At 71.4% G+C, this 21,908-nt stretch carries 22 protein-coding genes; 9 read left to right on the forward strand and 13 right to left on the reverse strand.

The window, feature by feature from the left end:
- Positions 1-66 precede the first annotated feature (66 nt).
- Complete coding sequence (locus ACFWE2_RS12920) at positions 67-855, reverse strand: DUF899 family protein (protein ID WP_377224627.1); 789 nt, start codon at positions 853-855, stop codon at positions 67-69.
- A 180-nt stretch (positions 856-1,035) separates the two neighbouring features.
- Positions 1,036-1,425, reverse strand: a complete 390-nt coding sequence (locus ACFWE2_RS12925) for a GntR family transcriptional regulator (protein WP_377224628.1) — start codon at positions 1,423-1,425, stop codon at positions 1,036-1,038.
- Between ACFWE2_RS12925 and ACFWE2_RS12930 the strand changes: the two genes are divergently transcribed.
- On the forward strand, positions 1,424-2,335 hold the full coding sequence (locus ACFWE2_RS12930) for a hypothetical protein (RefSeq protein ID WP_377224629.1): 912 nt from the start codon (positions 1,424-1,426) through the stop codon (positions 2,333-2,335). The genes ACFWE2_RS12925 and ACFWE2_RS12930 overlap by 2 nt on opposite strands.
- Positions 2,336-2,421: 86 nt before the next feature.
- Here the strand turns inward: ACFWE2_RS12930 and ACFWE2_RS12935 are convergent, their stop codons facing one another.
- Entirely contained in the window at positions 2,422-3,084 is a 663-nt protein-coding gene (locus ACFWE2_RS12935; protein WP_377224630.1) for a C39 family peptidase, read from the reverse strand.
- A 73-nt stretch (positions 3,085-3,157) separates the two neighbouring features.
- Positions 3,158-4,180: a hypothetical protein gene (locus tag ACFWE2_RS12940; RefSeq protein ID WP_377224631.1), complete on the reverse strand. Its 1,023-nt coding sequence runs from the start codon at positions 4,178-4,180 to the stop codon at positions 3,158-3,160.
- 210 nt (positions 4,181-4,390) lie between these two features.
- On the opposite strand from ACFWE2_RS12940, the gene ACFWE2_RS12945 reads away from it, so the two are divergent.
- The 3 genes from ACFWE2_RS12945 (at position 4,391) to ACFWE2_RS12955 (ending at position 7,616) form a co-directional block, all read left to right on the forward strand.
- Positions 4,391-5,629 (forward strand): hypothetical protein, encoded by a 1,239-nt coding sequence (locus ACFWE2_RS12945; protein WP_377224632.1) that lies wholly within the window; start codon positions 4,391-4,393, stop codon positions 5,627-5,629.
- Between the two features lie 141 nt (positions 5,630-5,770).
- On the forward strand, positions 5,771-7,018 hold the full coding sequence (locus tag ACFWE2_RS12950) for a hypothetical protein (RefSeq protein WP_377224633.1): 1,248 nt from the start codon (positions 5,771-5,773) through the stop codon (positions 7,016-7,018).
- A gap of 46 nt (positions 7,019-7,064) precedes the next feature.
- Complete coding sequence (locus tag ACFWE2_RS12955) at positions 7,065-7,616, forward strand: DUF1990 family protein (protein WP_377224634.1); 552 nt, start codon at positions 7,065-7,067, stop codon at positions 7,614-7,616.
- On the opposite strand, the gene ACFWE2_RS12960 is transcribed toward ACFWE2_RS12955, so the two are convergent.
- The gene (locus tag ACFWE2_RS12960) at positions 7,585-8,340 is read right to left on the reverse strand and encodes an alpha/beta fold hydrolase (RefSeq protein WP_377224635.1); all 756 of its coding nucleotides are present in this window, start codon (positions 8,338-8,340) and stop codon (positions 7,585-7,587) included. The two genes, ACFWE2_RS12955 and ACFWE2_RS12960, sit on opposite strands and share 32 nt — an antisense overlap.
- Positions 8,341-8,422: 82 nt before the next feature.
- Here ACFWE2_RS12960 and ACFWE2_RS12965 point away from each other — a divergent pair, with 82 nt between their 5' ends.
- The gene (locus tag ACFWE2_RS12965) at positions 8,423-8,653 is read left to right on the forward strand and encodes a hypothetical protein (RefSeq protein WP_377224636.1); all 231 of its coding nucleotides are present in this window, start codon (positions 8,423-8,425) and stop codon (positions 8,651-8,653) included.
- 1 nt (position 8,654) lies between these two features.
- Here ACFWE2_RS12965 and ACFWE2_RS12970 read toward each other — a convergent pair whose 3' ends face one another.
- A complete protein-coding gene (locus ACFWE2_RS12970) occupies positions 8,655-9,458 on the reverse strand; it encodes a hypothetical protein (RefSeq protein ID WP_377224637.1) in 804 nt (267 codons plus the stop codon).
- A 143-nt stretch (positions 9,459-9,601) separates the two neighbouring features.
- Here ACFWE2_RS12970 and ACFWE2_RS12975 point away from each other — a divergent pair, with 143 nt between their 5' ends.
- Entirely contained in the window at positions 9,602-10,516 is a 915-nt protein-coding gene (locus ACFWE2_RS12975; protein WP_377224638.1) for an alpha/beta hydrolase, read from the forward strand.
- A 114-nt stretch (positions 10,517-10,630) separates the two neighbouring features.
- Positions 10,631-11,248 carry a hypothetical protein gene (locus ACFWE2_RS12980; RefSeq protein ID WP_377224639.1) on the forward strand — a complete coding sequence of 206 codons (618 nt, stop codon included), beginning with the start codon at positions 10,631-10,633 and terminating at the stop codon, positions 11,246-11,248.
- Positions 11,249-11,254: 6 nt separating this feature from the next.
- On the opposite strand, the gene ACFWE2_RS12985 is transcribed toward ACFWE2_RS12980, so the two are convergent.
- The 5 genes from ACFWE2_RS12985 to ACFWE2_RS13005 form a co-directional block, all read right to left on the reverse strand.
- Positions 11,255-12,268: a LacI family DNA-binding transcriptional regulator gene (locus ACFWE2_RS12985; protein ID WP_377224640.1), complete on the reverse strand. Its 1,014-nt coding sequence runs from the start codon at positions 12,266-12,268 to the stop codon at positions 11,255-11,257.
- 64 nt (positions 12,269-12,332) lie between these two features.
- Positions 12,333-13,190, reverse strand: coding sequence for a carbohydrate ABC transporter permease (locus ACFWE2_RS12990; protein WP_377224653.1), 858 nt, complete (start codon positions 13,188-13,190; stop codon positions 12,333-12,335).
- Positions 13,168-14,127 carry a carbohydrate ABC transporter permease gene (locus ACFWE2_RS12995; RefSeq protein ID WP_377224641.1) on the reverse strand — a complete coding sequence of 320 codons (960 nt, stop codon included), beginning with the start codon at positions 14,125-14,127 and terminating at the stop codon, positions 13,168-13,170. The genes ACFWE2_RS12990 and ACFWE2_RS12995 overlap by 23 nt, the downstream gene beginning before the upstream one ends.
- Before the next feature lie 61 nt (positions 14,128-14,188).
- Complete coding sequence (locus ACFWE2_RS13000) at positions 14,189-15,457, reverse strand: ABC transporter substrate-binding protein (RefSeq protein WP_377224642.1); 1,269 nt, start codon at positions 15,455-15,457, stop codon at positions 14,189-14,191.
- Entirely contained in the window at positions 15,420-16,841 is a 1,422-nt protein-coding gene (locus ACFWE2_RS13005) for a polysaccharide pyruvyl transferase family protein (protein ID WP_377224643.1), read from the reverse strand. Before ACFWE2_RS13005 ends, ACFWE2_RS13000 begins: the two co-directional genes overlap by 38 nt.
- 196 nt (positions 16,842-17,037) lie before the next feature.
- On the opposite strand from ACFWE2_RS13005, the gene ACFWE2_RS13010 reads away from it, so the two are divergent.
- Both ACFWE2_RS13010 and ACFWE2_RS13015 read left to right on the forward strand, forming a co-directional pair.
- Positions 17,038-18,267 carry a hypothetical protein gene (locus ACFWE2_RS13010; protein WP_377224644.1) on the forward strand — a complete coding sequence of 410 codons (1,230 nt, stop codon included), beginning with the start codon at positions 17,038-17,040 and terminating at the stop codon, positions 18,265-18,267.
- Between the two features lie 85 nt (positions 18,268-18,352).
- Positions 18,353-19,102: a hypothetical protein gene (locus ACFWE2_RS13015; protein WP_377224645.1), complete on the forward strand. Its 750-nt coding sequence runs from the start codon at positions 18,353-18,355 to the stop codon at positions 19,100-19,102.
- Here ACFWE2_RS13015 and ACFWE2_RS13020 read toward each other — a convergent pair.
- On the reverse strand, positions 19,099-21,045 hold the full coding sequence (locus ACFWE2_RS13020; protein ID WP_377224646.1) for a S9 family peptidase: 1,947 nt from the start codon (positions 21,043-21,045) through the stop codon (positions 19,099-19,101). The two genes, ACFWE2_RS13015 and ACFWE2_RS13020, sit on opposite strands and share 4 nt — an antisense overlap.
- Positions 21,046-21,142: 97 nt before the next feature.
- A complete protein-coding gene (locus ACFWE2_RS13025) occupies positions 21,143-21,895 on the reverse strand; it encodes a MerR family transcriptional regulator (RefSeq protein WP_377224647.1) in 753 nt (250 codons plus the stop codon).
- Positions 21,896-21,908: the final 13 nt, after the last annotated feature.

Below are 21,908 nucleotides of genomic sequence, written 5' to 3' on the forward strand. Positions count from 1 at the left end.
GTACCGCACGGACCCGCGCCGACTCCGTCCGGGCCAGCCCAGCCCCACCAGCCCAGCCGGAGAACGTCAGTGGTGGTGGTGCTCGCCCGCCGTCACCGGCGTCGCACCCGGACGGCTCCACTGGACGGCGGGCCGCCCGCCGTTCCAGCTGTTCCCGGCGCCGTCGGCGTCGGCACGCCAGAACCAGCCCGGCACCTTGCCCTCGGGCCAGCCCTCGGGGTAGTCCTGCCAGGCCTCCATGCGGCCCCGTGTCGTCATGTCGAGCAGGGCGAGCGCCGGCATGGCCGCCTCGGCCCCGCGTCCCGTGACGGTGTTGGTCAGGAACACCCGGTCGCCTGCGCGCAGGAAGCACATCCAGGTGCCGAACTCGCCGCCGCCCACCGTCTCGTCGTCGGAGTCGAAGACCGAGTACCAGTCCTGCGGGTACCCCATGAACTCGACGAACGGTGCCAGCTCGGCGTACGGCGCCTTCGCGAACACCGCGAAGGACACGCCCCGTGCCGTCAGGTACGCGGGGTCCTGCACCGCCCAGTAGGTCATCGTGCAGCCCGAGCACTGGTTCTCGAACGGCTCGCCCAGGTGCCACATGTGCTTGTAGACGATCAGCTCCTCGCGGCCCCTGAACAGGTCGAGCAGGGTGGTCGGCCCCTCCGGGCCGACGACGACCGCCGCGGCGTCGACCTCGGTCATCGGCAGCCTGCGCCTGGCCGCCGCGATCGCGTCGCCCTCGCGGGTGTGCGCCTTCTCGCGCACCAGCAGCTCGTCGCGCGCCGCCTGCCAGGCGTCCCGGTCGACGACGGGCGGGACGGCGGCCGTGCCGGCCTGGTCGGTGTGGCTCTCGTGCGTTGCGGTCATGACGTCTCCTCGTCGGCGTGATGTCGGGTCCCTCTCCCGGGACTACTGACGACCGGCCGAGCAGAAGATCATCGGCCGGGCGCCCACCACTTCGACGAACGAGCACGGCGCAGATCGACACCGTGCAGATCGACACCGTGCAGATCGACACCGCGCCGACGGGCGCTGACCGGCGCCCTGCTACCGCAGCGCCGCCGCGACGATCTCCAGGGCCTCGGCCCGGCCGATGCCGAGCGCGCGGACCGTCTCCGCGTACGTGGATGCCGCACCCTGGGCGAGGGAGAGGCGCTGGTCGCCGGCCGCGCTCACGAAGGTTCCGGCCCGGCCACGGGTCTCGACCAGGCCTGCCGCCTCCAGCTCGCGGTACGCGCGCGCCACCGTGTTGACCGCGATACCGAGCTCCGCGGCGAGCGCCCGCACCGTCGGCAGCCGCGTGCCGACCGGCAGGGTGCGGTCCGCCATCTGCTGCGCGAGCGTGGTGCGCACCTGCTCGAACGGCGGCACGGGGGAGTCGGCATCGATGCTGATCACGGCACCCACAGTACAAGCGCCGGTTAGTCTCACGTCCATGAGCGACGCCTACCAGCGACCCCGGCCCACCGAGCAGCGCACCCCCGAGACGATCCCGCTCGGCGCCGCGCCCCGGCCCACCGACCCAGCAGATCTCGTCGAGCGGGTCCGGGTGGCGCTCGCGGACGCGCTGGGCGGCCGGGCGGTCGGGCTCGAGCGGGCGGGCATCCGGGCCGTCCTCGACGGCGGCGACATCACGTCGGCGGACATCGACCTGACGGGCGTCACGGTCCGTGCGGACGGCGCCCCCGGTCAGGCGGGCGTGCCCGGCGGCGGCGCCGCGAAGCAGTGGCGTCCCGAGGTGGTCCGGCGCGAGCCGGGGACGCTGCGCCGTCTCCGGGTGGACGCGCACCCGCTCGTCGCGGTGGACCTGCCGGTCGACGTCACCGCCGAGGTCGAGGGGCTGCGGTTCGACTGGGTGGAGGGCTCCGACGGGCGTGTCGGCCTCCAGCCGGTGGAGCCGAGCGAGGCGCACCCCGTGTCGGGGCACGCGCGCGTCGCCGTCGACAGGGCCGGCCTGGTCGCGACGGCCAGAGGGCTGCTCACGGTGGTGCTGCAGCAGCAGGGCGTGACGCTGACCGGGCTGGACGTCGACCTGGTGTCACGGGGCCCGCGTGCGGCCGCGCTCCGGGTCGACGCCGCGATCAAGAAGGGCATGTTCCTTGCCGCGCGGGTCCAGGCCACCGCGTCGGTCAGCGTGGACGAGAACATGGTGCTCGCGGTCCGCGACGTGCAGCTCGCGAGCGGCAACCCGATAGTGGCCGCGCTGCTCGGCACCATCAGGGGCCGGGTGGAGGCCGCGACGAGCCGGGACATCGACCTCGCGGAGCAGCTGCCCGACGGCGTCCGCCTGGCCGACGTGCGTCTCGACGTCGGCCAGGAGCTCGTGGTGAGTGCCAGGCTGGCTTGACGGTGCCGGTCTGAGCCTCAACCTGAACTTGAAGGTTGGCCGACCCTCAACCTCGACTCGAACTTCAGACGCACCGTCGCGGGCACTCAGGTCCGCGGCGCTCGGGGCCGGCCGAGGACGATGCCGCGGCCGGCGTAGAAGCGCTCCAGGTCGGACCAGCGGACGTGGGTGTACTCCTGCGACCGCCCGGGGAGCCCGGACGGGTCGTGGATCACGACGTGCTCCTCGTCGGCGCCGACGGCGAGCACCAGGTGTCCACCCCGGCGGGGCGGAGCCGGGTCGAGCGCGCGGATGGTCCGGTAGACCGACAGCATCACCAGGTCCCCGGCGGCGACGTGCTTGGTGATCTGTTCCGTCGGAAGGTCCGGGTAGACGTCGGCGGCGAGGCCCCACCGATCCCGCACGTAGGCGGCGAACGGGGCGTAGATGAGGCCGTCGAGACCGCCGTCGTCGCGGTGGACGTACGCGCCGACCTCGACGCAGTCGGCGGCGAGCACCATCGGGTCCGGGACCTCCAGGTGCCAGGCTCCCAGGGCCATGCGCAGGCACGCCACGCCGCACAGCTGATCGGCCCACCACTCGTACTCCTCAGGGGTGCTCGCCCCGTACTCGGCCCATCGTGGGTCGTCGGCGGCGCGCATGGTGCCGCCGACGATGGCGGCCACGAGCTCGGGGGAGGCCCACTGCGAGTAGTACGGGACCTGGTGCAGGACGGCGGCTGAGGCGGCGGGTGAGGTCGTGTCGGTCACGGCGCCATTCTCGCGCGTCAGACGCTCAGGTCATGCGCGTGACCTGAGCGTCTGACACGAGGTGGCCGCGAGATCAGTACGGGTTGTTCACGTAGGCGCGGTCGAGCGCCTCCGGGATGCGGAAGTAGTTCGCCGCGAGCCCCGCCGGGTCGGTCGCGAGGGCGCCACGGCCCGGACCGTCGTTGCCGTCGTCCCAGCCCCACGGTGCGTTCGCGGAGTTCTGCGAGCAGGAGATCCCGCCGTCGCCGCAGCTTCCGCCGCCGTCGCCCGCGAAGGTGCCGTGGCTCGCGAACAGCGACGTGCTGGCGCGCTGCGACCAGAGCCCGCCGGCCGCCTGCATGTCCACCAGGCGGTAGGAGACGTCGCGGTCGTCCGGGTGCTCTGGCACCTCGGCGCGGCCCGCGGGGTAGTAGATGACGCCGTCGCCCCGGATGTCGTAGCCCGGGCGGGCCTTGAGGCCGTGGCCTTTGGCCTCCTGGGCGGTGACGGGGTGGGCCAGCCCGTCGTGCGGGTTGGTCGCCGTCTGCAGGGTGCCGTCGATGCTCTCGGCGCCGGCGCCCCACGTGCTGCCCGCCGGCGTGTACGAGAAGAAGTCGGTGTGCGCGACGGTGACGGCGCCGCGCAGGACGCCGTACGCCGAGCCGTCCTTCTGGACGGCGACCATGACGCCCTCGGCGTCGTTCTCGTGCTCCGTGTCGAAGATCGAGTCCGACCAGTCCCGCGGGTGGAAGAACATGTAGGTGACGAACCAGTGGGTGCCCGTCTCCAGCACCGAGTAGTAGGCGGTGGCGGCCAGGGCGTGGTTGCCGGTGTTCTCCCAGTTGTTGCGGGCGTCCAGGTCGCCGTCGAAGTCGTAGGCCGCGAGGTAGTCCGACCGGCCGCCCAGCGCGTTGGTGCCGGTCTGGTCGACGTCCTGGTAGTGGATCGGCGCCCAGCGCTGCGCCAGGTCGGCGGTGCTCGCCGCGGAGAGCTCCGCGGGCGCCGGCGCGGTCGCCGTCGTGCCCGCCGCCGCGGATCCCGCGGCCGTGACGCCCAGGGCTACCGCTGCCGCCGTCGTACCCATCGCGAGCTTCAGTGTTCGTGCAGGTGCAGGCATGTCTTCCCTCGTCCCGATCAGGAGGTGGTGATGTTCCCGCCGAAGACTTCACCCACGGCATGGCCGACGGGCGAAGAGCGCATGGCAAACGGATGACGACTTGTCGGCTCGGGGGCCGCCGGACTTTTCGTTACAGCAAGTCGGACATGCGATACGTTTCGATCGACGACGACGTACCGTGCGCCTCTGGCGCGTCGAGAACCGAGAACCATGACAGTCACGACGACCCTGGCCGAACGCCTGACCGACCTGGCCGACCTGACGCCGCTGACGGAGACCACCAGGAGCCCCGACCCGGCCGCCGTGTACGAGCGGCTGCGGGCCAGATGGGGCAACGTCGCCCCGGTGCTGCTGGAGGGCGACGTGCGGGCCTGGCTGGTGCTGGGGCACCGGGAGCTGGCCACGCTGCTGCGCAACGAGAGCCTGTACTCGCGCGACTCCCGCAACTGGAGCCTGGTCGCGGCCGGCGGCCTGGACCCGGGCAGCGGCGTCGGCGCGGTCCTCGCTCCGCGGGACAGCGTCTACTACGTCGACGGGGCGCGGCACCGGCACCTGCGCCGCCTTGTCGACGACGCGTTCGAGGGGTTCGACGAGCGGCGCCTCGCCGGGACCGTCAGGAAGTGGTGCGAGAGCACGCTGGACCGTGTCGCCGCCAAGGGTGAGGCCGATCTGGTCAGCGAGTACGCGTGGGCCGTGCCGCTGCTGGCGATGTCCACGATGTTCGGGCTGGGCCCCGAGGAGGCGCGGGCGATGCTCGGCCACGCGCGCCGGATCTTCCGGGCCAGGGGTGCGGAGGGCGCCGAGGCGCTCACCGCGCAGAAGCACCTGGTCGTGGACCTGGTCGCCCGCCGCCGGACGCAGCCGTCGGACGACATGACCTCGGCGATCCTGCACCACCCGAGCCGGCCCTCGGACGAGGACGTGCAGAGCGCGGTCTCCACGATGCTCGTCCTGGGCAGCGAGTTCGAGGTCGCGTGGATCACGCAGGCACTCCGGCTGAGGCTGACGGACCCGCGGTTCGACGGGCGGTCGGGCGGCATGCTGTCGGCCTCGGACACGCTGGAGGCCGTGCTCGGCTCGATCCCGCCCGCGAGCAACACCGGGCCGCGCTACGCGATGGCGGACACGATGCTGGGCGGTCGCATGATCGCGGCGGGCGACGCCCTCGTACCGGGCATCCTCGGCGCCAGCGCGGAGTCGCGCGGGGTGTCGGGGGACGACCTCTGGCTCGAACCGGGCAACCTCGCCTACCTCACCTGGGGCGCGGGCCCGCACGCCTGTCCCGTACGTCGCCCGGCCAGGGTGATCGCGCAGGTCGCGGTCGAGGTGGCGCTCCGCAGGCTCGGCGGGGTGACGCTCACGGTCCCCGTCGACTCGCTGCCCGTCACGGGAACCCTGTGGTCGTCGATGCCGTGGCAGCTCCCGGTGCGGTTCGAGGTGTCGGGCTAGCGCCCCACCCGCAGGGCCGGCGACCCGCGGTGCTGGTGCCTGGTCGAGGCTCCAGGTTCATGACAGTGCATTGGACATGAGGTACATTCCGCCTAAAAGCCGTAGTGCGGGATCCGTCGCGCCCAGAACCCCCGGGGAGCCATGACAGTCACGACGACCACCCAGTCGGAGCGCCTGATCGACCTGGACGACCTGACGCCGCTCATCGAGACCACCACCAGCGCCGACCCCGCGCAGGTCTACGAGCGGCTGCGCGCACGGTGGGGCAACGTCGCCCCGGTGCTGCTGGAGCCCGGCGTGCCGGCCTGGCTGGTGCTCGGCCACCGCGAGCTCGTCACGGTGCTGCGCAACGAGAGCCTCTTCGCGCGGGACTCGCGCAACTGGAGCCTGCTCGTCGACGGCACGGTCCGCCCCGACCGCGGCGTCGGCGGCGTCCTGGCCCCGCGTGACGGGATCTACTACGTGGACGGCGTGCGGCACCGCCACCTGCGCCGCCTCGTCGACGACGCGTTCGAGAGCGTCGACGAGCACCGGCTCGCGACGATCGTCGAGCAGTGGTGCGGGATCGCGCTGGACCGGCTGCTGGCCAAGGGCGAGGCCGACCTCGTGGGCGACTACGCGCGCGCCGTCCCGATCCTGGTGATGTCCACCATGTTCGGCCTCGACGCCGCGCAGTCCCGCGCCATGCTCGGCCACGCCCAGCGGGTGTTCCAGGCCACCGGCGCGGCGGGCCGCGAGTCGCTCAACGCGCAGCGGGCCCTGATCGCCGACCTCATCGCGAGCCGCCGTGCACAGCCGTCGGACGACCTGACCTCCGCGATCCTGAACCACCCCAGCGCACCCACCGACCTGGACGCGCAGAGCGCCGTCTCGGCGACCCTGATCCTCGGCAGCGAGTTCGAGGTCGCGTGGATCACCCAGGCCCTGCGCATGCGGCTCACCGACCCCCGGTTCGACGGGCGGTCCGGCGGGCTGCTGTCCGCGCCCGACACCCTGACCGCGGTGCTCGGCTCCGCACCACCCGCGCCCAACGCCGCGCCCCGCTTCGCGCTCGCGGACACGACGCTCGGCGGGCGGAAGATCCTGGCCGGCGACGCGGTGGTGCCAGGCATCCTCGGCGCGAGCGCGGAGTCGCGCGCGGCCGGCGACGACATCTGGATGGAGTCCGGCAACCTGTCCTACCTCACGTGGGGCGCCGGCCCGCACGCCTGCCCGGCCCGCCGGCCCGCCACGGTGATCGCGCAGGTGGCGGTGGGGGCCGCGCTGCGCCGCCTCGGCGGCGTCACGCTGACGGTCCCGCCCGAGGAGCTGCGCGCCACCGGGACGCTGTGGTCGTCGGTGCCCCGGGAGCTTCCGGTCCGCTTCGAGGAGCAGCGCCCGGCGCGGTGACGGCACAAAGCCGCAGGCTTCCCGGGCCGAGCCGTAGTCTTCTCTGGTGCAGCTGACCAGGCCTGATCTCGCGCGGATCCTCGACCGGTCGGCCGCCGAGCGGCCCACCGCCGAGCTCGGCTGGCTCGACGCACCACCCGTGCGCGCCCGCGTGCTGCGCGAACGGGTGGCGCTCGGCCCGGACGTGCCCATGGCTGACGTCGCCGACGCGCTCTTCGGCTGGCGGATCCACCGCGGCGCGGGGCTCATAATCCGCCCAAGCGGGCGGGCCGACGTCGGCGTGACCGTCGTGCAGGCCGTGCGGGCGGGGCCGCTCTGGTTCGCCGCACCGTGCCGGGTGGTCGACGTCGTCCGGACGCCCGACGAGACCGGCTTCACCTACGCGACGCTGCCCCGTCACCCGGAGACGGGTGTCGAGTCCTTCCGCGTGCTGCGCGACGGCGACCGGCTCGTCTTCGAGATCCATGCCGTGGCCCGGCACGACTTCTGGGGCTCCCGGATCCTGCCGCGCGTCGCCCATCACGTCCAGGACCGGGTGACGCGCGGCTACCTGAGCGCCGCCGGGCTCAGCCCCGCAGCTCGGCCAGGAAGTCCGTGACCAGCGCCGTCACCTCATCGGGGCGTTCCAGGTTCGGCAGGTGGCCGGCCCAGCCGAGCTGAGTGTGCTTCGCGCCGGGGATGTGCCCGGCGAGGTGGTTCGCGATGGCGCGGAAGTGGTCGAGGTCCTGGCCGCCCGAGACGACGAGGGTGTGGGCGGTGATCGACTCCAGGTCGATCTCGGGCCCGGCTTCCTGGTTGACGTCGTCCCCGGCGGCGAGCTGGACGTCGAACGCCCGCCGCTGCATGGTGCGCACCAGCTCACGCGCGTCGTCGTCGGCCTCGGGCCCGAGCCAGGTCGCGACGTTCAGCTCGGTGGCGCCGTCGACGTCGCCCGCCTCGAGCAGCGCGTCCTCGCGCCGCCCGAACCGCTGCACCGAGCGGGTGGGAGGCAGTGCGAAGGCCGAGTTCAGGAGGACCAGGTGGGACACGAGGTCAGGCCAGGCGGAGGCGAGCTGGAGCGCCACCTTCCCGCCCGCCGACGCCGCGACGATCGCCACCCGCTGCTCGCCGAGCGAGCTGAGCAGCGCGCGCACGTCGCCCGCGTTGTCGAACGGCTCGCTGGTCAGCGGTGTGGCGCCGTAGCCGCGCAGGTCGCACCGGATCACGCGGTGGTGCAGGGCGAGGGAGGCACGCTGGGGGTCCCACATCCGGGAGTCGGCGACACCGGCGTGCAGGAGCAGGACGGCGGGACCGGAGCCCGTGACGTCGTGGCTGAGGATCATCCGCCGACCGTAACGGTGGCGGCGCGGAACTACCCAATGCATTCGATGGACGCCGGCGCGGGCGGTCGGTAAGATCGAACACATGTACGAATCCATGGAAGGCACGGCACCCGTCCGGCCAGGCGCGGAGACGGTGGGCTCGCCGGTCGACGCGGCGTTCGCCGCCCTGCTCGACGAGCTCCTCACCGGCCCGCGGGTCACGTACCCGCCGGTCCGGGAGTCGCCCACGTACTACGGGGGTCATGCTCACGAACGCCGCCGGCACCGGCGCTTCGTGCTGCGCGCCGGTACCGATCTCGACGATCCGCGCTGAGCTACAGCACGACCGCGAGCACAGCGGCCACCAGGGCGAGGGCGATGCCCACCCAGGCGAACGTGGTCGCGGTAGCCGCCTTCTTGGTGGCGGCGTCGGCGGCCTCACGGGCGGCGTGCGCCGACGTCGTGGCGGCGTCCGCGGCGGCCTGGGCCGCTGAGGCGACGGCGCGCGCCGAGTCGAGGTCGGTGCGCAGCGCGCCGGTGGTCGAGGTGAGCTCGTCGATCCGCTCCCGCAGCCGTGCGGCCTCCTCGCGGGCGGCGCCGGCGGACTCCTCGATCGCGGTGGCGAGCTCGCCCGCCGCGGTCTCGCGTACCTGCTCGATCGCCGCGGTGAGCGCCTGCTCCTGGGCCTTCGCCCGTGCGGCGCCCTCCTTGGTGATGAGCTCGCGCAGGTCTGTGGCCTGCTCCTTGAGGTTGACGGTCAGCTCGGCGCGGACCTCCTCAGGGGTCAGGGGCTTGTCCGGCTTGGCGAGGTAGGCGTCCGCCCAGGTGCGGCGGGACCTGCTCGACCGGCCGGCCTGCGCGCCGTCGGCGGCGACCGGCTCCTTCTCCTCGTCGCTGAGGCGGTCGAGAGCCTCGGCCGCGGCCTTGACCGCGGGCGGGGTCTCGACGGGTGCCTTGGCGCCCTTGGCCGTCTTGGGCGCTGCGGCAGCCGCGACGGGTGCGGTGTAGTCCGCGTCCTCGCTGTCGTTCGACGCCGACTCGGGAATCTTGATGGGCTTGGTCAACAGTGCCCGGAGGCGGTCCATCCGCTCGGCCTTCTCGCCGCCCTCGCTCGGAGGTGCGTCGCTGTCGCTGCTCATGCGCAAAAGGTACTGCTCTGCCCGTTCTAGGTCGACTATCTCGTTGGGCGCGGCGTTTTCAGGGCGATCTGAGACCCTGCACCTGATCCCGACCATCCTCTGTCCGACAGTCACAACCCGGAACAGGACGTGAGACACGACGCATGACATTTCCACTCTGGCTTGCCGACACCATCGCGAAGTCGGCGCAGAGAGCGCCTGCCTCTGCGGGCCTGCCCTCGGCCGTCGCATTCCTCGAGATCCCCGCTCGCACCGAGGTGGTCACGATACCCACCCGCCACGGCGAGATCCGCGGCACGGTCTATCTGCCGCGGACCCCGGACTCCGGCAGCGGCGTCTACGTCAACTTCCACGGTGGCGGATTCGTGACGCGCCACCCGGAACAGGACGACGCACTGTGCCGCTATGTCGCGGCGAACGCAGACGTGACCGTCCTCAACGTGGACTACGTGCCCGCGCCGCAATCGAGGTTTCCAGGCCCCGTGGAACAGGCCTATGACGCGGTGGTCTGGGCCGCCGCGGCCACGCGTCCGTGGAACGGCGCCAAGCTCGTCGTCGGCGGACAGTCGGCCGGTGGTGCGCTGGCGGCAGGAGCAGCGCGGCTCGCCCTCGAGCGGGGCGGGCCGGCCATCTCGCTGCAGGTCCTCATGTACCCGCCTCTCGACCTGTCGGTGCCCGCGAGAACCAAGAAGAAGCCGGACACGGAATCGTTCCTCGTCCGAATGGGCCCGATCTTCGACACCGCCTACTGCCCGGACGTCGGACGCCGCAAGGACCGGTTGATCTCTCCTGCGGGGCCGTCGGACCGCGCCTCGCTGGCCGGCATCGCTCCGGCGCTGGTGGTCACGGCTCAACGCGACATCCTGCGCGACGAAGGGGCCCGCTATGCGAGGCGTCTGGCCGATGCCGGTGCGCTGGTCGAGCACCTCGACCTGCCGAACGTGGGACACGGCTTCAACCTCTTCGGAGCGGACCGGGAGCTGGTCACGACCGTCTACGACCGGATAGTCGTTCACACCAGCGACGCGACCGCGCCAGATCGAGATGGTCGGCACTGACGGCGCCTGGACGCTGCGGCGTGACACATGTCAGGGGTCGGGACGGCGAACCTCCCGGGCGCCGGTGACGGCTCGCCACTGGGCCGCGTGCCGAGCTCCGCGAAGACTGTGAACATGCGACTCTTCCGACGCGCCCTCCGAACGATCCGGGCGAATCGCCGCGCGTACCTCGCCCTGAACGCGATCATGTACGGCTCGTTCCTCCTCGGCTTCGGGACAGGGCTGCTCTTCCCCGACCTGACCGCCGCGCAGAAGGAGTCGTTCGAGGGTGGTGGTCAGGCCGACCTGGTGCGGTCGCTGCTCGAGAACCCCTGGCTGTTCGCGCTCGTGATCCTGGCCAACAACGCCCTGCGAGCCAGCCTGCTCAACCTCGTCCTGCCGTCGATGATCGTGCCGTTCGCGGGGATCGTCTGGTACGCCTGCACCCTCTTCCCGGTCGGTCTGATACTCGCGCCGGTCGACCGGGACGGCTGGCTGGTGCTCATCCCGCACTCGCTCACCGTAGTCATGGAGATCCAGGCCTACGTGCTGTTCTCGCTCGGCGCCTACCTCCTGGGCAGGGCATGGATCTGGCCGCGGACGGTCGACGCCGAGAACCGTCGGCAGGCCTACGCCGGCGGGCTGCGTCAGCTCGGCGTCCTGAGCCTGCCGGCGCTCGCGCTGCTCGTCGTCTTCGCGCTGTACGAGGCGTTCTCGATCGTCTATCTGGTGCCCTTGCTCACGGGAGGCTGAGGCCGCTCAGGCCGGTCGGGAGGCGGGCGGGCGGACACTCTCGCGGGCGACGACGTCCGGCGGCGGATCGGTGATGACGCCCAGTCTCGTGGGGGAGCCGGCGAGCAGGGCCGAGACCTGCTCCACCGCCCTCGTCCCGAGCACCCGCATCGGCAGCCGGACCGTGGTCAGCCGCGGCCGGACCAGCTCAGCGACCTCGGCGTCATGAATTCCCACCACCGAGAGCTGCTCAGGCACCGAGATGCCCGCGTCGGCCGCGGCCCCGAGCAGGCCGACCGCCGACAGCACGTTGTTCACCACGACCGCGGTGGGCATCGACTCGCCCGCCTGGAGCATCGCCAGCCCCGTTACGCCGGCCTGGGCGCCGAAGCCGGTGCACAGCGGAGGGCGCGGTTCCAGGTGCGCGCGGCGCATCGCGCTCAGGTAGCCCTGGTACCGGGGGTTCGCGGGCTGGGTGTCGAAGCCTCCGACGAAGGCGACCTCGGTGTGCCCGGCGTCGATGAGGTGGTCCGTTGCCATGCGCCCAGCGGCGACGTCGTCCACGGAGACCCACGGATCGTGGTCGTCCGACTGGTACTCCACGAGCACGACCGGGGTGGGACGGGAGCGAAGGACGCCCAGCACCTCCTCGTCCATCAGCCCGCCGTGCCGCAGCACGATGGCATCGACGAGCCCTTGGCCCAGCAGCCGCGCGAGGAAGGGGCTGCCGGACCGCATCCACATCGTGTCACCCACGACGACCGCCAGGCCGCGCTCCTCGGCAGCGTCATAGATGCCGCGGAACAGTTCCTGGTACACCGGGTTCTCGAGGTTCTCCACGACGACCGCGATGGTGCCGGCCTGTTGACGGCGAAGGGCACGGGCAGCGGTGTTCGGGATGTAGCCCAGCTCTGCGATCGCGGCCTCGACACGGGCGCGCGTCGCCTCACCCATGCGGGTGTGCTTGGTGCCGTTGAGAACGGCAGCGACAGTCGACGGCGAGACGCCCGCCACGCGCGCAATGTCCTTCTGTGTCGCCATCTGGCCCACCCTAATCATCGTTCGGTCGTCATGTGTCGTCCGCCTCTGGCCCCTGCCGCCTCCGCTACTTCAGGCCGGTCGTGGCGATGCCCCGCACGAGGTAGCGCTGGCCCAGCAGGAAGATCAGGAACAGGGGGACGAGGGAGACGATCGACATCGCGAACATGGCGCCCCAGGACGACTGGCCCGTGGAGTCGAGGAACGCGCGCAAGGCGATCGGCACCGTGTACAGGTCTGGCTCGGTGAGGAAGATGAGCTGCGAGAAGAAGTCGTTCCAGGTCCAGATGAACGTGAAGATCGCCGTCGTGGCCAGCGCCGGCACCGCCAGCGGCAGCATGATCTGCAGGAAGATCCGTGCGTGACCCGCCCCGTCGATGCGTGCGGCCTCGCAGAGCTCCCGGGGAACCCCGCGGAAGAACTGGACCATGAGGAAGACGAAGAACGCGTCGGTCGCCAGAAGCTTGGGGACGATGAGCGGAAGGAAGGTGTTGAGCCAGCCCAGCTCGGAGAAGAGCACGTACTGCGGAACGATGATCACGTGGATCGGCAGCATGATCGACATCAGCATGATCGCGAACCACAGGCGTCGGAACCGGAAGTTCAGCCGGGCAAAGGCATAGGCGGCGAGCGAGCAGGACGCCAGGTTGCCCACCACGGCGCCGGCCACCACCAGGAAGGAGTTCATCAGGTAGTGGGTGAACGGGTGGCTGAGCGCATTCCAGCCGAGCGAGTAGTTCTCGGTCGTGAGATCGGTGGGGATCAGGCCGGGCTCCCTGAAGATGAGAGCGTCGGGCTTGACCGACGAGGCCAGCATCCACAGCAGCGGATAGACCATGACGATCCCGGCCGCGATCAGGACCGCATGTTTGGCCGGCCCGCGTCCTCGCGCTCGCCGGAGCTCAGTCATCGTAGAAGACCCAATACCGTGAGGCGAAGAAGTTGATGGCCGTCATCGCGCCGATGATCGACAGGAGCAGCCAGGCCATGGCTGAGGCGTATCCCATGTTGAAGTTCCCGAAGCCCTGCTCGTAGAGGTAGAGCGTGTAGAACAGGGTCGAGTCGACCGGCCCGCCTGTTCCGCCGGAGACGATGAACGCCTGCGTGAAGGTCTGGAACGCGTTGATGACTTGAAGCACGAGGTTGAAGAAGATCACCGGAGTCAGCATGGGCAAGGTGATGCTGGTGAACTGCCGGAGCCGCGAGGCGCCATCCAGGCTGGACGCCTCGTAGTACATCTCCGGGATCTGCCGTAGGCCCGCGAGGAAGATGACCATGGGTGAGCCGAACGTCCAGACGTTCAGGATCACGAGGGTGCTCAGCGCATGGTCGGGGTGCGACACCCACCCCTCGGTGCCGATCCGTAGCAACGGCTGGACACCGTTGAACCAGTCGATGCCCTGGTTGATCAGCCCCTCGGCGCCGAACAGCTGTCGCCACAGGATCGCGATGGCGACGGAGGCGCCGAGCAAGGACGGCAGGTAGAAGACCGAACGATAGAAGGCCAGTCCGCGTACGCCCTTGTCCAGCACCATGGCCAGTCCCAGCGCCGCGGCGAGCTGCAGCGGCACCGACACGAAGACGTAGGTGAAGGTCACCCCGAGGGACTGAGCCAGTCGCGGATCTTGGAACAGCGCCCGGTAGTTCTCCAGCCCGGCGAACACCGGGTCCGAGAACAGGTTGTAGTCGGTGAACGAGAGGTAGAGCGACGCGAGCAGGGGTCCCGCCACGATGAGGATCAGGCCGGCGAACCAGGGGAGCAGGAAGACCGCGGCCGCTCTGCCGTCGCCGCGCTCGGACGGAGCCCTGGAAGCAGATCTGGCCCCCTCGCGGAGCCTCGAGAGCTCACCGGCAACGGCCATGGCGCACCTCCGTAGGTGTTGGTCCGCCGGCGCACCGAGGCTCGCCGGCGGACCGTGCGGACTAGTCGGTGGCGGAGATGCTCTGGTCGAGCTCGTTCGCGAACTCCTCGGCGGCCTGCTCAGGCGAGATCCGCTCGAAGAGCATCTCCCCGGCATGACGCTGCAACATCTGCTCGGCCGTGTCGGCGCCCGGCGGGGGCGGCATCGGCGGGGCCTCAGGTGCGTTCGCCTCGACGACGGCGACGAAGTCCGCCATCTGCTGCTGCTCGGGAGACAGGTCGTCCCTGATGTGTCGCACGACGTCCTGGTTCGCCGGGATGCCGCGCTCGGCCTGCAGGATCTCGGCCGCGTCCAGGTTGCCCTGGAGGCAGTCCAGGAGCTGCGCCGCCTCGGCCGGGTGCTCGGTGGCTGAGGTGATCGCCCAGCTCATCGGCCGGAAGCTCTGCCCCGTCTGGCCGGCTTCGTGGACCGGGAGCTGCAGCAGGGCGAACTGAGAGCCGGTGCCCGCCTGCAGAGCCGTGATCTCGTTGATCGGCCGGACCGCCAGCAGCGCGCGACCGGTACCGATCATCGTCTGCTCGATCCCCACGCCCTGATGCTCGACCGAGATCGAGGCCGGCGCGGACCCGTTCGACTCCTGCAGGTCGAGGCCGTACCGCAGGAACGAGGCGATGACGTCGGTGTCCAGCCCGACGCCGGTCTCCGTGTAGAGACCGTCGAGGTGGCCGAGCTGCCGTGCCCAGATGTTCAGCAGGCGGATGTCCTCACTGGGCTGCTGCAGCCCCCAGACCTCTCCGCCGGAGGCCTCGTGCACGCTGGCCGCGTACTCGGCCAGGTCGTCCCAGGTCCAGTTCTCGTCGTCAGGACGCTCGAGTCCGTACTCCTCCATCAGCGTGACGTTGAGGATGAGCCCGGATGCGTTGGTGGTGATCGGGACCGCGTAGTTCTTGCCGTCCACGGCGTCCGCGTTCATCACGACGGGTGAGATGGCGGAGGTGTCGATGTACTCCTCGACGGTGGCGAGGTCCAGCAGCCCGCCACGCTGGCCGTAGGAGCTGATGGCTCCGCTGACCACCTGAATGACGTCGGGCGGGTTACCGCCGGCGAACTGGGTGGCCAGCTTCTCGTCATATCCGTCGTTGACGAACTCCGCCGAGGTGGTGATGCCTCCGACGGCGTCCTCGCAGACCGCCAGGGCCTCCTGGGTCTGTTCATGACGGACCTCGGCGCCCCACCAGGCCACGCGGAGCTCCACGCCGCCGGATCCCGCCGGCGCCTCGCCGCCGTCCAGATTATCTGCCTGGCCGCACGCCCCCAGGGTCAGCAACACCACCGCGCTCGTCGCGACGAGCGTGACGCTGCGGCGCGGGCATCCGACCCGGCCTCGCGATCTTGTGCTTCTCATTGTGAACCTCCAGTTGGCTCGCCGTTGAGCGCTGCCTCATAGGGCGTGCAGATTCTCCGTGCAGGATGGCGCCGGCCATGTGCCGCAGCCGTCCGCGGGCAACGGCATTCACCTGTGCGGACAAGCCGCTCCACCGTTGCGGGTCCTCGATGATGCTGGTGACGGCATCGTTTGTGGCGGTATCGGCGCCCGGACCGACCTCGATGACCATGTCCGGTCCGCCCAGGTCCTGGTACATGCGCCCCTTGACGGTCTCGGTGGGCTGGCGCAGGTAGAGGGCCGGTACCGCATGGGCAGTCGCGATGATCGGCGAATGGCATTCCATGCTGATCACGGCGCGGCTGACGGAATAGATGGCGCTGGCCTCCGCCAGAGACCAGAACCGGTCCAGTATCCGAACCTGCGGTGCTATGTCCGGGGGAAGCAACGGGAGCAGATGCTCCCGCGCGTAGGCGGGCGCGTAGGACATCTCCGGGACGACGACGGCCGGCGTGCCGGTCTGTCGTACCCAGGTCGCGATGCCGGTCACCAGTGCCGTCAGGTCGGACTGGTGGGTCGCCGCGTTGATCGCGTCCCTGCGCAGGCTCTCCGGCGTCGGCCGCCTGCCGTAGATCTTCGTGTAGGGGGCGTAGCGGAGCCTCGGCACGAAGCACGCGAAGCTGTCGCGGCGAAGGCCCATCTCCGCCAGGAACGGCTCGATCGTCGTGGAGTCGGCGAAGTCGTAGGTGAAGGTGCCGTCCGGCCCGAACTCCAACGATCCGGCCTGGATCTGCTGGCGGCGGAGGTACTTCAGTGAGATCGAGTCCCTGCAGAAGACGAACTCAGCAGAATCGAGCGGCTTCCGGGCCTCCGCACCGAGAAAGTCCGGTGGGAGGAAGGTCGCCATCACCTCCAGCTCGGCCAGCGTGCCCCAGGTGGGCGGACAGACAGGATCGACGGTCACACCGGCGTATCCGTGGGGCTTGCCCGTCGTGCGGGACCAGTGCGCGAGCTCGGCGCGGCGGTTCTCGACGTCCGCGGCCGAGCCGTGCACCAGGACCTCCGCGGAGCTCCAGGCGCTCGCAAGCTCAGGTGTCGTGGGCCGGCCGTCGTCGGTCAGCTCGCCGCGCACGATCGCCACGTGTGGCAGGAGCCGGCGCACCAGCGCCTCCTCACGTTCGCCGAGGGCCACCGGCCAGAGTGTGAGGTCGGCATCCGGATCCAGGTCCAACAAGGCGGAGAGCAGTCCGGGCGAGTGCGCGACGTCGCCGATGTTGACGTCCTGCCACGAAGAACGAAGCAGCACTCGTCGCGACTTCGGGGAGCTCATCCGTACCTCTCCAACGCGGCAGCGTCGCCGCAGAGCCGGGAACCATGGGCCGGGGTGAAGTTTCGTTGCGTCATCCATGACGCGTCGTTGCGTCAAACTAGCACCCGGTTCTGCGGACCGTCAATCATGCGCCGCCCGCACAGTGTGGGCCTGGTGGGTGATTCCCAGAACGCACCGGAACCGGAATACTTCCCAGGTGATCCGGATCCTGCGCTCCCTGTCGGTCGGCTTCCTCCTCGGGTGGCTCCTGCTCGCCGCTCTCGGGCTGGACGGCGGCGTGCCGGGCTGGTGGCTGGCCACCGCGTTGGCGGTGGCCATCTCGTCGATCATCCTCTCGACCGTCGTGCGGAGTCTCGCGGCCGCCGGGGGGAGCGTGCTGCGCCTCGCGCCGTCGGACGACGCGATCGCCACCGCGGAGCGCGAAGGGCGCCTGCACCTGGCCAGGGTCCTGGACATCTCGTCGACCGGGACCCAGATCAACGACAACCCGGTGGCCGAGCTGCGGCTCGTCGTGGCGCCGTCGACCCGCTCGGCGTACTCGACGCGGACGCGGGCACTGATCGACCAGGTGCGCCTGCCGCAGTTCCAGCCCGGCAACGTCGTGGTGGTGCTGCAGGAGAAGGCCGACCAGCCGGCGGTCACGCTCGTCCAGTCGCCGCCGCAGAGCTGGCGGGACAGGGCCGCGAACGACACCCGCGTGGGCCGCATGGACCACGCACCCGAGTGGGCGCAGGAGGCGACCAGCACCCGCGATGCTCGCGGAATCCTGCGGATCCCGGCCGTGGTGCTCGTGCTGCTGCTCGTCGTCGGCTTCGCCGCCCGCCTCTACCCGGTGCGCGCGGAGCTCACCGAGATCCTTGCCGGCGCCTCACCCTCCGAGGTCGCCGACGCCAGGACCCTGCGCCTGGAGCGGGCCGAGAGCACGCTGGACCCGGCCCGCGCCCAGGAGGTGATCGACGACCTCGTCGCCGAGGCGGGGCACACCCGCTTCACGAAGGTCAACCTCGGTTCTACGACCGCGACGGGCACCGTTCCGACGACGCCGGACGCCGACACGACGGACGAGATCAGCTGGCGGGACGGCAAGGTCACGGCTCGCGAGCCGTCGCTCATCCAGCCGAGCGGCGGCGAGCTGCCGCTGCAGACCTTCGACGCGGCCGACGTCGACTGGGCCGGGCTCCAGGAGCTCGCCGACCGCCTGCCGCAGCAGGGTGGCTTCGAGCTCGATGACGCGCCGTCCGTCACCGTCAGCGTGCCGTCGCGTGCGTCCGCCGAGGACGGCCTTCCGTACCAGATCAGCGTCTGGGGGTCGGGGGCGTACCACGACGCTTCGGTCACCTACGACCCCGACGGGAACGTCATCGGCATGAACGGCGGCGCCGCCGGATCCGAGATCGCGGCCTGGGTGGCCGAGCGGCAGGGCTGACGCCGGCGGCTGCAAGCCAGGGCCTGCACCGGACACATTCCGGGAGAGTGCCGCTGCCGAGGCGGCCCTACCCGGAGGAGCCGAGATGCGACGGAGCAGGCTGATACAGGGCGGGGCGGTCGCCCTGGTGCTGCTGGCCGGTGGCTGTGCCCAGGCGGGAGCGGCCGGCGGTCCGCCCGTCAGCGACAGGCCCGAGGACTCGGGCGAGTACCTCTGCCAGGGCACGCGGGTCCCGGCATCGCTGCTGGCGGACGGCGCCACCGCCGACCAGCTCGGGGAGGAAGCGGCCGCCGCGCTGGACGGGGCGAGCGTCCCCGACATCGACCCGGAGCAGTGGCGTGTGGTGACCGAGACCGGCACACAGGTCTACCTCGTCCGGGAGCTTCCGGAGCCGCGGGACAGCGACGGCGAGCTGCGCACGCACGAGGTCATGGGCATCGAATGGGTCGATCAGACCGAGGACGGCGGCGAGGGCTGGCAGCTCTGGCAGCGCGGCGACTGCGCGCTGCGGTACGACCTGGGTGACCTCGGTAGTGCGATCGTGGCGCTCGACCCCGACAACCCTCCGGACCCCGAGTCCTCTCAGGTGCACCTGCTCGCCACGGAGGTCGCCTGCGCGGGTGGCAAGCCGGCCGACGGCCGGGTCGCGGTCGCCCGCCTCGTCGAGCACGAGGACCGGGTGGAGCTCGTGGTCGGCGTCGAGGTCCCGCCGGGCGTTCAGACCTGCCAGTCCAACCCGCCGACGCCGTTCACCGTCGAGCTGGACGAGCCGCTCGGCACCCGGGCCCTGGTGGACGCAGCGGTGTACCCGGAACGGGAGCTGGCAGCCTCCTAGCCCGCGCTGCGGCCGCCCAGGTGCCGGGCCAGGAAGCGTTCGAGGGTGGTGTAGAGCTCGACGTTGCTGTCCTGGTTGACGAACCAGTGGCCCTCGTTCTCGTTCAGCAGGTACTCGACCTCGGCGCCACGGGAGCGCAGCGCGTCGACGATCCGTTCGGAGTTGCTGGGCGCGACACGAACGTCGTTGGCGCCGTGGATCAGCAGCACGGGTGCGGTGATGTCGTCGACCCGGCTGATGGGGGAGCGGGCGAGCATGTCGGCCCGCTGCCGTGGGTCGTCCGGGTCGCCGATGTAGCGCAGGTAGCTGTTCTCGACGAGGCGACGGGCGAAGGGGACCACCGACTCGACGAGGCCGACCAGGTCGGACATGCCCGTGTAGCTGACCGCCGCGGCGAACCGCTCCGGCGTGAACGCGGCACCGACGAGCGCGGCGTAGCCGCCGTACGAGGAGCCGTAGATCGCGACCCGGTCCGGGTCGGCCCAGCCCTGTTCGACCGCCCAGTCGACGGCGTCGATCAGGTCGTCGTGCATCCGGCCCGCGAACTGGCCGATCGCGGCCTGGGTGTGGGCCTTGCCGTACCCGGTGGAGCCGCGGAAGTTGACCTGCAGGACGGCGTAGCCGCGGTTGGCCAGCAGCTGGACCTCCGGGTCGTAGCCCCAGCTGTCGCGGTACCACGGCCCGCCGTGCACCAGCAGCACCGTCGGCAGGGCGCGGGGCTCGAACCCGACGGGCAGGGTGACGTGGCACGGCAGAGCGAGCCCGTCGCGCGCGGTGACGGTGACCGGGGTGACCGGAGCGAGCTGGTTCGGGTCGAGGTGCGGGAACGGCCGGAACAGGCGGCGCGCCTGCCCCGTGGCGTGGTCGTAGGACCAGGTGACGCCAGGGTCGCGGTCGTGGGTGAAGTCCACGACCCACCGTCGCGCGGCGGTGTCGCACGACACGTGGGCCAGGTCGCCGTCGGACAGCTCGCTCAGCCGGGGAAGCACCTCGGCGAAGTGGGCGTCGAGGGCGTGGATCTCCTGGCGGGCCCCGAGGTAGCGGGCGCCGAGCAGGTCTCCGGTGCCGGGATGCAGGATCAGCGAGGACGGGAAGCGCGGGTCGGCCTCGGGCCGGGGCGTGTCCAGGTCGAAGACGGGGTGGCTGTCCACGCCGACCTGCTCGCCGGTGTCCAGGTCCAGCCGGACCAGGCGCATGCGGTCCGAGCCGCGCGCCGAGCCGATCCACAGCCCGCTCCCGTCCGGGGTCGGCGCCGCCGGCACGAGCCCGAAGGGGTGGTCGGTGCCGGGGAACCGCGCGATGGTACGTCGCTGCCCCCGGGTCCACTGCGAGAGCACGTGCTCACCGCCGTCCGCCATGGTGAAGGCCAGCAGCCGGCCGGGCGTGCGCAGCCAGAGGAGGACGTCGCCGGGGTTCTCCGCGACGGTGGTGAGCTCGGCGGTCTCCAGGTCGAGCTCGAAGCCGTCGACCAGGTCGGGACGGCGGAGGTTGAGCTGGACGAACGCCGTGCCGGGCAGCTCGGGCGCAAGCTGCACGTCGATCAGTCGTACGCCCTCGTAGGGCGTGAGGTCGACAGTCGGCTCGCCGGGACGGTCCGGGTCGACGCGGTGCAGGTGCCAGTTCTCGTCGCCGGCAGAGTCCTGCAGGAACAGGAGGTAGCGGCCGTCGGCGGACCAGAAGAAGGTGTCGATGTTGCGCCGGGTGTCGGACGTGAGGCGGCGCGCGGCCGGTGCGCCGGTGTCGGCCTCGTCGTCGGGTGCGTCATCGGGCGCGTCGTCGGGGCAGGCCCAGTCCGAGTCCAGGTCACGGACGAACACGTTGAGCCGGTCGCGCCACGGGGCGAGGTAGGCGACCCGCGTACCGTCAGGGGACAGCAGCGCGCGGCTACGGGTGGGCAGGCCGAAGAGCTCTTCGACGGCGATCAGGTTCGACGGGGTGGTCATGGCGGATCCTCGCTCTCGGGCGGTGCGTGAACCTCCTCAGTCCAGACCCCGACGTCGCGTCCGGCTCAAGGCCGTCCGGTGTGATCCGCACCACAGGTCAGACCCTGTCGGGCCTGGTCAGCCGCCGTCGGACGCGGTGCAGGACGCCGCGTTGCGCGGGCCCGAGCGTCCGCTCGCTCAGCTCGTCCAGCAGTGCGGCGCCCTGCTCGTCGACCGTGGGCAGACCGGCCAGCCGCGCGACGACCGGCCCGAGGCGGGTCACCAGGTCGTCGACCAGCCGCGCGACCTCGTCGTCCGGGGTGTCGTCGTCGAGGGCGTAGAACCGTGCGGTCAGCGGGGCGGACGCGGCCAGTTCCGCGTCCGCGTCGCCGAGCAGCGCGGCGAGGCTCGCGGGGTGGCGGCTGCCGAGCAGGTGCCCGACCAGCAGGAGCTGTTCGTGCTCGTAGCGGGCCAGGTCCGCCGGCAGTCCCGACGCGGGGTCGGAGCGCCATGCCGAGAGCTCCGGAGGCAGGTCCGGCGGCGCGCCGCTGTGGCGCAGCGCCGCGATGTCGGCCCGGCGCGCCGTCAGCCGTTCGATGTCGGCGGCCGCTCGGCGATCGAGCTCGTCGAGCAGCTCCTCCGCGGCCGCCGGGTCGTCCAGCACGGCAGGCAGCGCGGACAGCTCGATGCCGAGCGCGGTCATCCTCGTGATGCGCAGAAGCCGGACCAGATGGCTGACGTCGTAGTGCCGGTAGCCACCGGCCGTGCGCGGTGGTTCGGGCAGCAGCCCGATCTGGTGGTAGTGCCGCAAGGTCCGTACGGTGACGCCGGCCAGCGCGGCGAGCTCGCCGCTCAGCAACCGGTCAGCCACGGCGCGAGCCTAC

The organism is Promicromonospora sp. NPDC060271 (genome assembly GCF_042726755.1).
In the GTDB taxonomy this organism is placed as follows: Bacteria; Actinomycetota; Actinomycetes; order Actinomycetales; family Cellulomonadaceae; genus Promicromonospora.